This window comes from Kyrpidia tusciae DSM 2912, assembly GCF_000092905.1.
Taxonomy (GTDB): Bacteria; Bacillota; Bacilli; order Kyrpidiales; family Kyrpidiaceae; genus Kyrpidia; species Kyrpidia tusciae.
In genome coordinates, this window is sequence record NC_014098.1 from 2,274,903 (window position 1) to 2,289,905 (window position 15,003).

A 15,003-nucleotide genomic window follows, 5' to 3' on the forward strand; every position below is an offset into this window, starting at 1 on the left:
TACTCGGAACAAGCCGGGCACAAGCGGATCCTTCTACCTCGATCATCGACATAGACCCGCAGCGGCTTCGTTTTCCGACCACACAGGCTGCACCGACGAATAAAAAAAGAAAACAATACCATGCTCCTCACCTCATGAGGAATATTCATCGGAAGTGAGATTTTTTCCTTCCAAACACCGGAGAGGCGATAGAAACTGACTTTTCGCACCGTCCGGCCCGGTCATCCATGGACGAGGCGGAATTTTCCAAGTGCTCCACCAGGTCATGGCAACCAACGCGAAACCCCTGGCCTCTCGATTGCCGGGGGAATTTTTTCGCCAGGCAATGGGTCGGGCTGAAACCTCCGGCCCACTCTCAGCCACTCCATCCCGGATCGGCCGCGGTCCACACGCCACGTGGCTCAAGAATATGCGACGTGCGAATCGGTGAACGATGTTGTTCTCCACGAAGCCGGCACATTGATCGCTGGAATCCGGCTGTAGTTGGGAACGCGGACGGCGGACCTGACCCCGGCCATAATCCTCATCTCCATCTCCGCTGCGATGGTATTGAGCCGGGGCCGGCGTTCCGAACCCAGGGTCGCCGACCATGAGTCCCCAAGGCCTTTATCCTCTGGCTGGTCCAGTTAGAGCCTGCTGTATAACCCCATGTCGGTGTTGGCATACTGTTCCAGTGGCCATCTTTTTGAAATTCGGTGGGATGATGAGACAAAAGCGCAGTGGACAAACGAAAAGGCAACAAAAGAAACCAGTGAGGCAGTCGGATTCCCAATCCCCGGAGCGGGATCACGAATGGCCTGAAAACATTGACGTGATGTATGGCCGGGTGGCCGAAGCATGGGGCAAATGCGACGACATCCGGTTTCGTTGGATCCAGGTCGGGGGCCGGAAGGCATTTATCGTCTGCATTTATACCCTGATCGGCAAAGAGCTGCTTCAAGAGGGGCTTCTTGAACCCCTGACCACCTTCGACAAGTCCGACAAATCCATCGAGGATCTTGAACAGGCTTTGCGTACAGTCTCATTGAAGCCAGTAAAAAACTTGGAAGAAATCAATGTGGCCATCGGAAGCGGCGAGGCGGTCCTTTGCGTGGATGGTTGGGACCGAGGCCTTGCCATGGACCTGATGGATTTTCAGGGGCGGGCTGTAGAAAAGGCTGCATCAGAATCTGTGGTCCGGGGACCTCAGGAAGCATTCACCGAGAGCCTTGAGAAAAACCTCGCACTTTATCGCCGCCGGCTCAAAAGTCCCAACGCGAAAGTGGAATACATGACTCTTGGAAGAGTTTCCAAAACGACCATCGCCCTCGTTTACGTTCAAGGGATCGTGAAACCGGGATTGGTGGAAGAATGTCGCGAGCGCTTGCGGCGGATCGATGTCGATTCTGTTCTCGATGCCGGGTATATCGAAGAAATGATCGATGATGCCCCCCTGTCCCCGTTCCCGACGATTGAGTATACGGAAAGACCGGAGCGGTTGGCAGCGGAGATCCTCCAAGGAAGAATCGGCATTCTCGTCGACGGCAGTCCGAATGCCTTGTTGGCACCTGCTATTTTTGTCCACTTTCTACAATCGGCGGAAGAGTATTTCGAACGGTACACCATGGCGACGGCGGTGCGCTTGCTGCGTCATTTTTTCTTCTGGCTAGCGCTTCTGTTGCCGGCTACCTACGTTGCTCTGTTGTCGTACCACCAGGAGATGATTCCCACGACCCTTCTCATCACATTGATATCTACTCATGAACAAATCCCTTTTCCGTCTGTCGTGGAGGCCCTGATCATGGAAATCACTTTCGAGGCTCTGAGGGAAGCGGGTCTTCGCCTTCCCAGAGCCGTGGGCCAGTCGGTGAGCATTGTCGGGGCCCTGGTTATCGGAGAAGCGGCGGTCAATGCAGGCATCGTGACGCCGGCCATGGTGATCATCGTGGCCTTGACCGGAATCGCGTCTTTTGCCATTCCCAGTTATAACATTGCGATCAGCTTGCGGATTTTGCGGTTTCCCGTCCTGCTCCTTGCTGGGGTGCTCGGTTTGTACGGGATTATTATCGCGGCGCTCATCTTGTGGATCCACTTAGCCTCTCTGAGGTCCTTTGGAGTGCCCTACCTGTCGCCAATGGCCCCCCTCATCTGGTCGGATCTTAAAGATGTGTTTGTCCGAGCCCCCTGGTGGCAAATGCGAAGGCGGCCAAAAACTTTGGAACCACTGGACCTCGTCAGAAGTGCGGAGGTCACCAGGCCCGTTCCGGGGCAGCCGGGAGAGGATTAAAGTTCCAGGCAAGACGGATTAATCATGCACTCACAACTGGGACTAAAGCCTAGTTCCCCTTGGAGGGCGGATTGTGAAGCAGCAAATGTCTCGGCTCCAATTTGTGTTTCTCGCCCTGTGGCTGATCGTCGGCACAGGCATTCTTACTTTGCCCTTCACGATTGGTCAGATTACGATTCGCGACGGCTGGATCAGCGCGATCCTGCTTCTTCCAGGCGGTGCGGTTGTCATCACTGTGATCGCCTTGTTTCGACGGGTGTTTCCGAACCAGTCGTTAGTAGAAGCTCTGCACGAAGCCCTCGGCCCCTTTGTCGGACGCGCGGCAAGCCTTTGGTTCATTTACATGATATTCGTGACGGAATGCTTTGTTTTACGGGAAGGGTCGGTATTTCTGAGCACAACCGTTCTCCCGTCCACGCCGAACTATATTGTGGCGGGGGCGTTCATCCTGCCAGTTGCGTATGTCACATATCAAGGGGCGGAAGTCCTCGGAAGAATGGCGGAAATCATCACGCCCATCGGTGTCGGTGTGATCCTGGTGCTCTTCATGTTGGCTCTTCCTTACCTGAACCCTTCCTATCTTCAACCGGTATTGGCAGACGGTTGGAGTCCGGTTGTACGAGCGGACGTTGTGCCATGGGCCTACATGTGGGAAACGATGTTTTTTCTGCAGTTCAGAGGGGTTCCCGGGCAGTGGATGACGAAAGGGCTGCTGATCACGACCCTGTTAATCTCCGCAATCGGTGTAATCGCCGAATTTACGGTTATTGCTGTGTTGGGGCCTGGTATCAGGTACAGTGCGTATCCGCTTCTTGAAGTGGTGCGAACGATTCGAATTGCCGATTTCATCGAGAGGCTGGATACGCTTTATGTCATGGGAGTGGTAACCACCATCTTTTTAAAGCTTTCTGTCATTCATTTTGCTTTCACCACAGCGATTCAGAACTGGTTCGCCCCGTGTCAGTATCGCAGGATGGTTTGGAGTTCGGCGATACTGCTGTGGGCAGGGAGTTTCTTTCTTATCCACAACAGTAATGCCATAATGGACATAATTATGAAGGTTGTCTGGGGATACTTTACATCGACCGGGTTGGCGGGCCCCCTCCTCGCTGTAATCGTTCAACGATGGCGGCAGCACCGGGCGATTCGTCGCTAACGAGATAAGTATTCCATCCAGTGGAAGGGAGCGGCCAGCCCCCGTCCTCACACTCCACCGGACATGCGGGTCCGCGGGTCCGCATCCGGCGGTTCACCAAGCTTGACGGAGCCTTCGGATTGCCCGACCAAAGCAACAAGTGGACCACAGGGCATGACCCGATCATGTTCGATGACAACAACAAGACGGCGACGGTGGTCATCCCGTCCGGTCCACCATTTTCAGCGATCGAAAAAAGCGGGCCCCATCGCCCGCCATTTTCGCGTAACCTAATTCCGCGTAACCTAATTCCGCCTGTAGCTTCAACCGCCCGCCTAACGATTCACCCGCCGGCAGGTGTTGATGCCAAACAACGAATACAGGGGACACCACTTCGCCACCGCCGTAAACAAAGGAATGATGCCGATAAGACCGATGTACTTGGCGTTGCCCGGCACGATGAACAACAGCGCCAACAAGACGATCCCGATCACAGCCCGGATGACGCGATCCACTTTCCCAACGTTCTCTTTCATGAGGCTCCCCTCCATGTTGGGACATCTGGTTCCTCTTTTAGTATCTCAAAAAACAAAGAAAAAACCACCACCCGGGATCCATTGTCATCGAACATTCCAGATTTTGCCCCAGTCCTGTCGACATTGTGCTCCTTAACACCGCGCCAAGGGGCGGCTCGCCCGGCCGCCCCGGTCCTTCCCCGCCCCTTCACTCAAAATGGTAGCGCTTCTGTAAAAGGCGCCCCGCCACGACGATCAGGCCGTACAACACGACAGAGACGATGACCAGGAGCGCGATGCTGGTCATCACGAGGTTCATTTGGAACACCTGGCCGCCATAGAGGATCAGGAACCCGAGCCCCGCCTTGGAAGATAAAAATTCCCCCATGATCACGCCGACCAACGTCAATCCGATGTTGACCTTCATGGCGGCCACCAGACTGGGGATCGAGGCCGGGAGCACGACGAGCTTGAACATTTGCCATCTCGTCGCCCCCAGGGACTCCATCAACTTCAATTTGTCCCGACCGGCCTCCCGAAAGCCGGACTCCAGCATCAGGATCGTCACGACAATGGAAATGGCCACCGCCATCCCGTAGATGGAATTTCGGTCCCCCAGCCAAATATAAAAAATCGGCCCCAGTGCCACTTTGGGCAGCGCGTTGAGGACGACGAGATACGGCTCCAACACCTTGGAGAGCAAGGAGGACCACCACAAGGCCACCGCGGCCAGCCCGCCCACGCCCAATGACAGGACAAAGCCGATCAGCGTCTCCCGCACCGTCACCCAGGTGTGGTGGCCGATCTGTCCCTGCCCGGCCATGATCCAGAAACTGGTGGCGATCTGGGACGGCATGCTCGTCAACATGGGGTCGACCCAGTGGAGCCGGGCCGCCAGCTCCCAAATCCCCAGCACCACCAGGAGCAGCAGCCACCGCCCCGCCCGGATGCGGCGAATTCGTCCCCGCTGCCAGCGCAGATAAGCCCGATAGGCCGCACTGGGGACAGCCCGGGTCGCGGCCGCATTCCTCCTTCGCCCGCCCCATCCTTTTTCCTCCAGCTCACCAAACTGTTCAAACCCGGACATGATCTTTCAGCTCCTCCCACACGCGGTTAAAATACCGGGAAAACTCCGGTTCTTTTCGCAGAGCCGTAGGAAGAAGCCGCCCGGCCGCATACCGGATCGGGTGCTCCGCGGTAATCGTCGCCGGCCGCTTCGACATCACCACCACCCGGTCTGCCATGGTGATCGCCTCGGCAATATCGTGGGTCACCAAAACCACCGTCTTTCCCTGATCGCGCAAAATCTCGGCCACCTCATCCCCGAGACTGAGCCGGGTTTGATAGTCCAGCGCCGAAAAGGGCTCATCAAGAAGCAGAATATCCGGATCGAGCAGCAGGGTCCGGATCAGAGCCACCCGCTGGCGCATCCCCCCGGAGAGCTGTTTGGGCGCGTGGCCCGCGAATCCGCCGAGACCATAGCGATCGAGGAGTTCCAACGCCCGCCGCCGGGCGGCCTCCCGATCAAGTCCGCGCACTTCGGCGCCGATGAGAACGTTGTGAAGAACGTCCCGCCATTCGAACAAAGAATCGTGCTGCAACATGTATCCCACCCGCCGGGAGGGACCGGTGAGGGGCTCACCGAACAGACGCACCTCCCCCTGGGTCGGGCGAATCATCCCGGCGAGAAGTGACAACAGCGTGCTCTTCCCACAGCCGCTGGGCCCCACGATGCTGACAAATTCCCCGGCTTCCACCTGAAGATGGACATTGCGCAAAGCCTCGGTTTCTTCTTTCATCGTAAAATACCGGTGAAACACACCGCGCACCTCGATCTGCGCCATCGGCACCCCTCCTTCCGGTGATGGCCGGGGAGCCGCCGTTAGACGGGTATCCCACCCAGGCGTCCCCTCACCGGGGCCGCCTGGGGTTGCCCCGGCCTTGAGATGCCCTTTTCCCCGTGCCATTCATTGGCCGCCCGCCGTTTTTTGGGCGAACCGGGTCTCTACCACGGCGTTGTACGGCACCTTTTGATCCGCTTTGATCGTGCCCGCCTCGATAAGGACATTTTGCAGGATCCCGAACTGCTCCTGGGTGAGCACCGGATTGTTCGGCCAGGTGTGCTGCTGTTCATAACGCTGGATGGATTTTGCGATCAAGTCTTTCGGCGTGCCTTCAAAATACGGCGCGATCACGTCCGCCACTTCGGACGGGCTGTGGCTCTCCATCCATCGAGTGGCCTGGTACACTGCGGTGCACCATTTTTGAATCACGTCGGGGTGAGCGCGAATGTACGCGTCCGTTGCTTCATAGGCTGTCTCGGGGTACGATCCGCCGGCTTCGCCCAGGGAAGCCACCACTTTTCCGACCCCCTGTTGTTCCAACATCGATGCCAGGGGTTCATAAACCTGGATATAGTCCCCCTGCCCGCTGCGGAACGCCCCCACCATGGCTTGGGGGGCAATGTTGGTGATGACCTTTGCGCCATGCACGCCCTTTTCGGCCAACACATGGTTCAGAACCATCTGAGGGGAACTGCCGGGCCGCCAACTGATAATCGACTTGCCGTTTAAATCCTGCCAATGGAAAGGCTTCGACGTCGGCCGCCCGACCAAAAAAGACCCATCCACTCCGGTCAGTTGATAAAAAGCCTTGATGTTCTTTTCCCCGTGCTGGTTGTAAATGTAGACCGAGGTTTCCGGGCCGATCAGGGAGATGTCCGCCGTCCCCGCCAGGAGGGCCGCCGCTCCCTTATCCGAGCCTTGGGAAGTCACCATGTCCACATTGAGCCCTTGTTGTTGAAAAAATCCATTGGCCAGTGCCACGTAATGGGGTGCGTAAAAAATCGACCGGATCACCTCGGAGAATCGAATGGTCTGGGTCTGCCCCCCCGAGGCACCGCCCACTCCGGGTGCCGGCCCCGGCGCCCCGGGAGCTGTGCCTGTAGCCCCACATCCGGCAACCAAGACTGCAAGCGCCACCGTCGCCAGGACCCACCACCATCTTCGTTTCCGTTTGACTCCTTTCATCGCTCCTCTCCCTCCTCCTCCACCCTATGCGACGATGGCCTATATTGCCTCTATTGCCTCCAGGCGCGGGGGTGTGATCCGGTGGTTGACATATCCCCCCCGGGGGGTTATATTCGGGGGCATGGAGGCGTCTGCCATGGGACATCATTTACACAAATATCGAAAGCAAGTGATCGACCGATTGGCACGGATTGAGGGTCATGTTCGGGCTGTTAAAGAGATGGCGCACGATGACAGGGACTGCTCGGATTTGTTAATCCAAATCGCCGCCGTTCAGAAGGCTCTTGATGGAGTGGCCAAGGTGATTTTGAAGGACCACTTGGAGGTGTGTGTGGCGGCAGCTGACCGCCAAGACGACTTGAACAAGGTGTTGGGCGACTTGCGCAATGCCTTGGATCATTATATTCGATAGGAGAGGGACGGAATGGGGTTCGGGCACGGTCACTCTCACCACCATGACCGAGGACACAGCCATTCCCATGGTGGTGTCGACAGCAGTATCCTTCAAGACAAAGAAGCGACAAGAGTTTTGATGATTTCGTTTGTAGGTCTCCTTGTGACAGGCATCGTGCAGGCCGCCTTTGTGGCCCTGTCCGGCAGTGTCGCGTTGCTGGCAGACACCATTCATAACTTTGGAGATGCATTCACCTCCATCCCGCTTTGGTTCGCATTCATCTTGAGTCGCCGCCTGCCCACAAAGCGATTTCCGTATGGGTTAAACCGCACTGAGGACATCGCCGGTTTGTTCATTGTACTGGTCATTCTGGTGAGCGCCGTCGTTGCGGCCTACGAATCGGTTCTAAAGCTCATCCACAGTTCTTCGATCAACCATTTGGGAGTTGTTGCGCTGGCAGCAGTCATCGGTTTTTTGGGAAATGAGATGGTCGCTGTCTACCGCATCCACATGGGCAAGAAGATCGGGAGTGCAGCCCTGATTGCCGATGGTCATCACGCGAGGGTGGACGGCCTTACTTCTTTAGCCGTGCTCATTGGCGTGGTGGGTGCATGGTTGGGTTATCCGATCGTTGATCCAATTGTGGGGCTCGGCATTACCCTCATGATCCTTCTCATTGTCAAAGACTCCGCCAAAACGGTGTTTACCCGAATCATCGACGGAATCGAACCGGAAACGATTGACGCAATGGCCGCGTCCGCTGCGGATGTACCCGGTGTCCTGAAAGTCAATGACGTCAAGGCTCGTTGGTTCGGTCATGAAGTTTTGGCTGAGATGAGTATCGCGGTCAACTCAGATCTTTCCGTGAAAGATGCACATCAAATCGCTAAAAATGTCATTCATCGGCTTCAACATGATATTGACCATCTTTCTGCTGTACAAGTCCATGTGGACCCTGTGGAAGAACAGGGGGAATCGTTTCATTATCAGGAAAGTTTCCGCGGCCATCATGGACAGGACCATGATCATGGCCACGATCATCAGCATAGACTGGTGCGTCGTCACACCCGGATCCACTCCTAATACAAACGGAGCTGTCAGCCCCGTATCCGTCCTCCCCCACGGTTCATCACCAGAGGACGTCACCACAACTAAAACCAATGACTGGAGACGGGCACATTTTTCACAGTTCCCGCGTAGGTTGATGGGGAGCCCCGCGGCAAGACAAGCGTCTATCCGCATTGGGCGCGACGGTGGACCGCCTCGCACCCAATGCGTTCACATAGACACCCGGTGACTGCCGTCATCCGTTCAAGGCGTATCTTCCACATTGCGCGGCGTTGCTTCTGCCCCTTGGAAAAGCGGTGCATTGCCTTCTTTTGCGGTGTTCTCCTCCACTTCCGATTGCCGGGACATCTGCAACCATCGGTTTAGGGTGCGCTTGTATTCCACAAACATGGCCACGCGCCACGGAACAATCATCCCGTAAGCCAGGAGGAAAAATACCGCACCGGTCTGAGGTAATGTGATATATTGTTCTAGGTAGCTGTGCAACAGCAACCGCACGGCCAGAAGGCCCAGCAAAATCAGCACAAAGGCTTTGGAACGCTTGAGATAAATCTTGCCGTCAATGACATGAAATTTTGATGTCCGAATCAATGGATAGGACAGAAATAACGCGCCGGCGAGAAACGCAACCAGGCCCCACCACACAGGGATTCGCATCACCGGAGCTGCGAACATGACAAAACCGGTGGTCATGCCGATGGGCGGCATGATGATCTTTTTCACCGAGGTGGGCCGCTGCGCCGCTTTGAGGCGTATGGCGATCACCATGAGCGCCATCACTACGGCGCCGAGCGTCGCCGTTGTCTGAAGGTTAAAGAAGGCGGCGTGAGGCATTATCAACCCTCCCACGGAAGACTCATGCCATCAGTATAGCACAAAAACTCCGGACGTGTTCCCCGGCCAGGTCGGCCGCGTCGGTCCAGGGCTTCAGGTCAGACCCGGGCGCGTCGGACCGGCATCCCGGCAGCGGTCCTTTGCAACGCCCGCACAGAACGGCAACGCGCGGGCAGGGACACAGCGATTGTCAATAAATATTCACATGTCCCGGAACAACCACTGTGAAAGGAGCGCAAGACATGGCTGCTTATCCCGAAAAAGAGCACAGGATCACCCTTAGAGATGACGAGGGCCGCGAGGAAACCTATGATTTGGCGGATATCCTGGAAGTACATGGGCGTACCTACGCCATCTTACTGCCCGTGGATGAGATCCTCAACACCGAGGGTGTGGTGTATCGCCTGGATCCGGACGGAGGCGGGGGCATTGCTTTTGCTCCGGTAGAAGACGACGAAGAATGGCAGGCGGTGGTCGACGCCTTCAACCGATCCCTTTTTGAAGAGGATTGATCTGCAAGATCCTGGGATCCTGAAAACTGCTTTAAGACTGTCGCTCAATCTGTTTCATTTTTGCTATCACCTTCTATCAAACATTGACAGACTTGACAGCAAAACAGTTTACGCTCTCCGAGAGGCTGGCTGCTCCCCGAAGACCCGATTGGCGAGGCCCTGGGGCCGAGCATCTGGAGTCCCGCCCGAAACAGTACCATCAGGCCGTCCGCCGACCAGCGCCCGACACCGACAGTTTCCAAACGGCGGGGTGGTCCCTCGACGCTTGCGTGTCTCCCACCGGCAGGACAGGGATCGCTTTCGCCAACCCGGAAGGCCGTTTGGCCGAACCCCCCAGGATCAGCCACCCGGCGGCGCTCCGCTTGCGCCTCATCGTCAAAGCCGTGTTCCGTGCGGCCTTCGCCAACCCCCGCACGCCCTCACGGTCTTTCTCCCGCCCGGCCTGTCCCTGTCCCGTCTTCCCGGGAACATCCCGGGAACTCTGATTCATTCATGCGTGGTTCTCCCAGTAGCGCTTCAGCAAAATTCTTTTGACTTCTTTGTGTGGGGTGTACTTTGTGATCTCCTGGTCGCGAAGACGCCCCTTCACATTGGTCGCCGCCACATGGTCCGCATCTCCTTCATATCCGCACTTTTGGCACCGGAACGAATCGCCGTTGCGGTTCTTGCCGTCCACCCACCCGCATCCGGGACAGGGACAGGTCTGGCTCGTATAAGCGGCGTTCACCGGTCCCGGATCGGTTATGGAATACACATGGCACAAGTATTCCAGTCGCTCCCGGATCGCCTGCCGTTGCCACTGGCTCACCTTGCGGGACAGCCCCTTGTTCCTCGCCTTCCCCCGCAGGTGGGACAAATCTTCGTAAGCGATCACCCTTGGCCGGCGTTCCCGAAAAAACGCCCGAAACGCCCGGTTGATCTCGTTCTCGCACCACGCCCGGTACCGCCTGTGTCGCTTGTGCTGTTTCACCAGCCCCAGGTTGTGCCGCCGAATTCGCCGGGCCTTTCCCGGGTCCCGCTCCCGGTTTTTGCGATACAACGCCCACAGCTTCTGGCGTTTCCGTCCTTTGTCCAGCACGTGGTCCGACATCTCTTGCAGGGCCTGGCCGTACTCCGGCCGATACTTCTTCCCCGAGTCGTCCGTCAGAACTTCGGTGACTCCCAGGTCGATTCCCGCCTCTTCCTCCCCGGCCGGGTAGGTCTTTGGTTCCCGGCTCATGTGAATCTCCACCGCCTGTTCGTCCGGCAGCAGAACCACCCGCAGATTGCCCCTCAGCTTGTGAATCCCAGAAAGGGGGATCACGATCCTTTTTCCCGGGGACAATCCCATCACCGCCACATACTGCCGGTTGCCCACCATGAACACTCGGTACATCTGCTGATCCACAACAAAACTCCGGGCTTTCCTGACCCGCGGCCTCTTTCCCAGGATCCGGCGAAACAGCCGCTTCAGCCCGTGGCGGACCTTCTTCCGCCCGGCCGGCTCCAATTCGGTCTTTTTCCCGGCCAGATCCTCATCCCGAAAAATCGCCTCAATCTTTCTCCAATCCCGGGGCCTGTCCCCGAACTTGTCCAGCAACCAGAAGGCGTAATCCCGTTCCTTCGGGGTTAACCCCCCGTTGCGGTGAAGACGGCCCCGCACCTCGGCAATCGCCGCTTCCCACTGTCGCTCCAGGGTCCATAAGGCGTCTTCCAAAGCCAACTTCCACTGCCGGGCCTGAAGCCCAAAGGGACTCACAAACCCGGCGGCCACCCGTTCATCTCGAATTCTCCGTTTATACCCCAGATCCTTGAGGGACTTCACCTGCGCGCACTCCACCAAGAAGGCGTCCTTCTGCCGGGAATACGCCTCGGCCACTTCGACGATCTGCCTCCATTTCTCACGATTCAGCGGCAGGCTCTTTTGTCGGATCGTCTGTCGCACCGGCCAACTCCTCCCGAACGGCTTTGGTCAGTTTCCGCGCCCTGTAGGTTCTTGACCCGTAGAGTTTTACCGCAAAATGCTGGACAATGTTTATTAGATCTTCGGCCAGTTCCTGGGCCGGTGACATGTCCTCGGCCTTGTTGACCACCAGAATCTCGCAACCGAACTGTGCAAACAGGTCCTCCAAGAAATCAAACCCAAACCGGACCAGCCGGTCCTTGTGAGCCACTTCCTAACGCCTGATAGAACATATCCTCGGTGTATCTGCGCTTGTTGGTAGGAGTTCGCAAAGGCACCAGCTTGCCTTCCCTGTCCCACGCTCGAAGTGTGGAGACACTGACGCCGAGTTTCTCCGCAAACTCTCGAATCGAATAGAGCTTCACCTGAACATCACCCTATATCAGATTCTATCAGGTGACGTTGATTTTCGGCAAATCACTTCGGTTCTTTCATAGAACGCCAAAAGTTGTATTCAATCTCCCGCCTCCGCTTGGCGATGGCCGCCTTAGCCAACAGGTACGTTTCCCGGTCGATCAGATGTCCCCCCCAAAGATCCTCCAACTCGAGCTCCATCATCAGCAGATCGTCTAAGGGTGAGCCGATATATACGATAATCCCGAAGCGGCGCAAAAGGGATTTGACATCTGCCAACGTCCAACCAGGCCGGGACCCCGACGTCTCGGTTCCGTTTATTCCTGGCACACCGTTTCACCCCTCATGATCCTCGGGAGATCCGGCCGATCTCCTTCAACCGCCGCCACAGTTCCGCCATATCGGGAAACCACGGGGCGGTCACCTGGATCCGCTTCCCGGTTCGGGGATGGTCGAACACCAGCCGCTCGGCGTGAAGTGCCTGCCGCTCGATCCACGGGGACGGCTCCCCGTAGAGAGTATCCCCGATGACCGGGTGACCGAGTTCCGCAAGATGGACCCGGATCTGATGCGTCCGTCCCGTCTGAAGTCGCACTTTCAGGTAGGCGGCATTCCCCACCCGTTCCGCCACTTCAAAGCGCGTTCTGGCCCGCCGGCCGGCCGGTGCCACCTGGCGGCGGTTCCCGTGGTTTGGATCTCGATCGATGGGCAGATCGATCCAGCCCCGGTCCGCTACCACTCGCCCCTGAACGAGGGCGGCATACTCCCTATGCACCCTTCGCACCCCATCCAACCTTTCGGCTTCATCCGCTCCGAAGACCGGACTCCGCCCGCCTTCGACAAAGCGCAGATCTCGCGACAGCCGCTGATGGGCGAATTGATTTTTCGCGATGAGAACGAGGCCGCTCGTGTCCCGATCCAAGCGATTTAACGGTCGAAAGGGGCGATAGCTGCCGGTCAGCCGCCAGGCATACACCACACCGTTGGCCAGGGTGCCGGCAGCGACCCCTTTGGTCGGATGAACTAACATCCCCGGGGGCTTATTCACCACCAGCACGTCCTCATCTTCATACAGGGTCTCAAAAGGAATCGGCTCGGGCAACACATCATCGGAAGGCGTCTCCCCCCAGCGTATCTCCAAGATATCCCCGGCGGACACGCGTTCGGAAAGGTAGGCCGGGCGGCCATTTCTCCGAATTCCATTTTGGGTAATGGCCAAGCGGACCAGTCGGCGAGAGACCTGCAGGCGCCCCTGTAAAACTTCTCTCACCTGTCTTCCGTGGTCTCTCGCCTCGACCTGCCACATCAGCGTACATTCATCGCTCATCGACGATTCCCTCGGTGTAGACGTCCGACCTGTCCGGGGCGCCATCCCCCGCGCAATCCCCCCGTTTTGCACGATTTTGAGGGCATAGGGGACAGCCTGGAGGCCAATCCTAAGCCCGAAAGGAGGGACGGTCGATGCCCGGTGTCAAATGTATGGTTGAGGAGTGCATGTACAATAATCACCGCGGCGGCTGCACCGCCGAGGAAATTCTCATCGCCACCAACGGCAACCCCATTGCCGGGACCGTGAAAGGAACGATGTGCTCGACCTTCGACTTCGATCATCACACCAACCAGTACGGCGACAACGTCAGCGACTGAACCGCCAATCCCCGGCCGCCGCGTACCTGGCGGCCTTCTTTCTAAAGTTTGCTTTGCACAGGGGCCGTCAGGCTCCAGGTTCTCACTCCCGCCCGAACACATCATGCATCGCCGCCGACAATCGCTCCACCGCCATGTCGATTTCCGGTTCCTCGACAATGAGAGGAGGAAGCAACCGAACGGTGTTCCCCCCGGCCACCGTCACCAAGAGGCCCCGCTTCAGACATGCTTCGGCCACTTGGGAGGCGCCCTCATCGAGCACCACGCCGATCATCAGGCCCATCCCGCGAATCTCCCGAAAGTGCGGGTGATTCCCCAGAGCATTGGCTAGGCGGCCTCGCAGGTACGCCCCGCGTCGAGCAGCCTTTTCCCACAGCCGCTCTTTCTCCACGACCTCCACCGTCGCCAGGGCGGCCCGCATGGCCAGGGGGTTGCCGCCAAAGGTGGAGCCGTGAGAACCGGGGACAAAAGCCTCAGCCACCGGGCGCTTTGCCAACACGGCGCCCACCGGAACGCCGTTGGCCAGTCCTTTGGCCAGGGTGCAAATGTCCGGCTCGACTCCAAACTGCTCATACGCAAAAAATGTTCCCGTTCGCCCCATGCCGGTCTGTACTTCGTCGATGACAAGAAGGACATTTCGGCGATCGCATAAGGCCCGCACTTCTTGCACATAGTCTGTGGGTACGGGCATCACCCCGCCTTCTCCTTGCACCATTTCCATCATAACCGCACAGACCGTGCCATCTAAGGCTTCTTCCAAAGCTTTTACATCTCCCACGGGGACGTGGCGCACGCCGCCGAGCAGCGGGCCAAACCCTTCCTGGTATTTCGGCTGGGCGGTGGCTGTAAGAGCTCCCAGAGTCCTCCCGTGGAAGGAGTGCTCCAACGTGATCACCGTCGACCGTTCGGGCACGCCGTTGTGGTACGCCCAACGCCGGGCCAATTTGATCGCCGCTTCGCTGGCCTCGGTCCCGCTGTTGCAGAAAAAGACCTGATCCAAGGCCGAGTGATTCACCAGCCAGTTGGCCAATTCCACCTGCTGGGGGATGTAAAACAGATTCGAGCAGTGGAGCAAGGTCCGGGCCTGGTCGGCGATCGCCTCCGCCACCGCCGGATGGCTGTGTCCGAGAATCGTCACCGCAATCCCGGCGGCAAAATCGAGGTATTGGTTTCCATCGGCATCCCAAAGCCAAACCCCTTCCCCCCGCACCATGGCCACAGGCCACCGGCCGTACGTATGCATGAGCGCGCCGGAATGCGCCACGACCTCTTCGTTGCTCAATATCACCAGTGCCACTCCCTTTTCA

General features: G+C 57.7%; 16 protein-coding genes and 1 pseudogene. 6 read left to right on the forward strand and 11 right to left on the reverse strand.

What is annotated here, in order from left to right; all coding sequences use genetic code 11:
• Positions 1–751 precede the first annotated feature (751 nt).
• Positions 752–2,266: a spore germination protein gene (locus BTUS_RS11295; RefSeq protein ID WP_013076206.1), complete on the forward strand. Its 1,515-nt coding sequence runs from the start codon at positions 752–754 to the stop codon at positions 2,264–2,266.
• Between the two features lie 73 nt (positions 2,267–2,339).
• A complete protein-coding gene (locus tag BTUS_RS11300) occupies positions 2,340–3,422 on the forward strand; it encodes a GerAB/ArcD/ProY family transporter (RefSeq protein ID WP_013076207.1) in 1,083 nt (360 codons plus the stop codon).
• Positions 3,423–3,736: 314 nt separating this feature from the next.
• Here the strand turns inward: BTUS_RS11300 and BTUS_RS11310 are convergent, their stop codons facing one another.
• From BTUS_RS11310 to BTUS_RS11325, 4 genes are all read right to left on the reverse strand, one after another.
• Positions 3,737–3,937: a YgaP family membrane protein gene (locus BTUS_RS11310; protein ID WP_041304195.1), complete on the reverse strand. Its 201-nt coding sequence runs from the start codon at positions 3,935–3,937 to the stop codon at positions 3,737–3,739.
• 187 nt (positions 3,938–4,124) lie between these two features.
• A complete protein-coding gene (locus BTUS_RS11315) occupies positions 4,125–5,003 on the reverse strand; it encodes an ABC transporter permease (protein WP_013076210.1) in 879 nt (292 codons plus the stop codon).
• Positions 4,990–5,760 (reverse strand): ABC transporter ATP-binding protein, encoded by a 771-nt coding sequence (locus BTUS_RS11320; RefSeq protein ID WP_013076211.1) that lies wholly within the window; start codon positions 5,758–5,760, stop codon positions 4,990–4,992. Before BTUS_RS11320 ends, BTUS_RS11315 begins: the two co-directional genes overlap by 14 nt.
• Before the next feature lie 123 nt (positions 5,761–5,883).
• Complete coding sequence (locus BTUS_RS11325) at positions 5,884–6,945, reverse strand: ABC transporter substrate-binding protein (protein WP_013076212.1); 1,062 nt, start codon at positions 6,943–6,945, stop codon at positions 5,884–5,886.
• A 136-nt stretch (positions 6,946–7,081) separates the two neighbouring features.
• Here BTUS_RS11325 and BTUS_RS11330 point away from each other — a divergent pair, with 136 nt between their 5' ends.
• Positions 7,082–7,357 (forward strand): metal-sensing transcriptional repressor, encoded by a 276-nt coding sequence (locus BTUS_RS11330; RefSeq protein WP_013076213.1) that lies wholly within the window; start codon positions 7,082–7,084, stop codon positions 7,355–7,357.
• Between the two features lie 12 nt (positions 7,358–7,369).
• Entirely contained in the window at positions 7,370–8,422 is a 1,053-nt protein-coding gene (locus BTUS_RS11335; RefSeq protein ID WP_013076214.1) for a cation diffusion facilitator family transporter, read from the forward strand.
• 228 nt (positions 8,423–8,650) lie between these two features.
• On the opposite strand, the gene BTUS_RS11340 is transcribed toward BTUS_RS11335, so the two are convergent.
• Entirely contained in the window at positions 8,651–9,241 is a 591-nt protein-coding gene (locus BTUS_RS11340) for a CcdC family protein (RefSeq protein ID WP_013076215.1), read from the reverse strand.
• Positions 9,242–9,483: 242 nt separating this feature from the next.
• Between BTUS_RS11340 and BTUS_RS11345 the strand changes: the two genes are divergently transcribed.
• Positions 9,484–9,753 (forward strand): DUF1292 domain-containing protein, encoded by a 270-nt coding sequence (locus tag BTUS_RS11345; RefSeq protein WP_013076216.1) that lies wholly within the window; start codon positions 9,484–9,486, stop codon positions 9,751–9,753.
• Positions 9,754–9,952: 199 nt separating this feature from the next.
• Here BTUS_RS11345 and BTUS_RS11350 read toward each other — a convergent pair whose 3' ends face one another.
• The 5 genes and pseudogenes from BTUS_RS11350 to BTUS_RS11370 all read right to left on the reverse strand — a co-directional run bounded on the left by BTUS_RS11350 (position 9,953) and on the right by BTUS_RS11370 (position 13,376).
• On the reverse strand, positions 9,953–10,243 hold the full coding sequence (locus BTUS_RS11350) for a hypothetical protein (protein WP_013076217.1): 291 nt from the start codon (positions 10,241–10,243) through the stop codon (positions 9,953–9,955).
• The gene (locus tag BTUS_RS11355) at positions 10,244–11,572 is read right to left on the reverse strand and encodes an RNA-guided endonuclease InsQ/TnpB family protein (RefSeq protein WP_013076218.1); all 1,329 of its coding nucleotides are present in this window, start codon (positions 11,570–11,572) and stop codon (positions 10,244–10,246) included. It abuts the gene before it with no gap.
• Positions 11,573–11,633: 61 nt separating this feature from the next.
• Positions 11,634–12,060, reverse strand: a pseudogene (locus BTUS_RS19290) (IS607 family transposase).
• A gap of 52 nt (positions 12,061–12,112) precedes the next feature.
• Complete coding sequence (locus BTUS_RS11365) at positions 12,113–12,379, reverse strand: YqgQ family protein (RefSeq protein ID WP_013076219.1); 267 nt, start codon at positions 12,377–12,379, stop codon at positions 12,113–12,115.
• 13 nt (positions 12,380–12,392) lie between these two features.
• Positions 12,393–13,376: an RluA family pseudouridine synthase gene (locus BTUS_RS11370; RefSeq protein WP_013076220.1), complete on the reverse strand. Its 984-nt coding sequence runs from the start codon at positions 13,374–13,376 to the stop codon at positions 12,393–12,395.
• Between the two features lie 134 nt (positions 13,377–13,510).
• Between BTUS_RS11370 and BTUS_RS11375 the strand changes: the two genes are divergently transcribed.
• Complete coding sequence (locus BTUS_RS11375) at positions 13,511–13,696, forward strand: DUF1540 domain-containing protein (protein ID WP_013076221.1); 186 nt, start codon at positions 13,511–13,513, stop codon at positions 13,694–13,696.
• An 82-nt stretch (positions 13,697–13,778) separates the two neighbouring features.
• Here the strand turns inward: BTUS_RS11375 and BTUS_RS11380 are convergent, their stop codons facing one another.
• Positions 13,779–14,984, reverse strand: coding sequence for an acetylornithine transaminase (locus BTUS_RS11380; RefSeq protein WP_013076222.1), 1,206 nt, complete (start codon positions 14,982–14,984; stop codon positions 13,779–13,781).
• Positions 14,985–15,003: the final 19 nt, after the last annotated feature.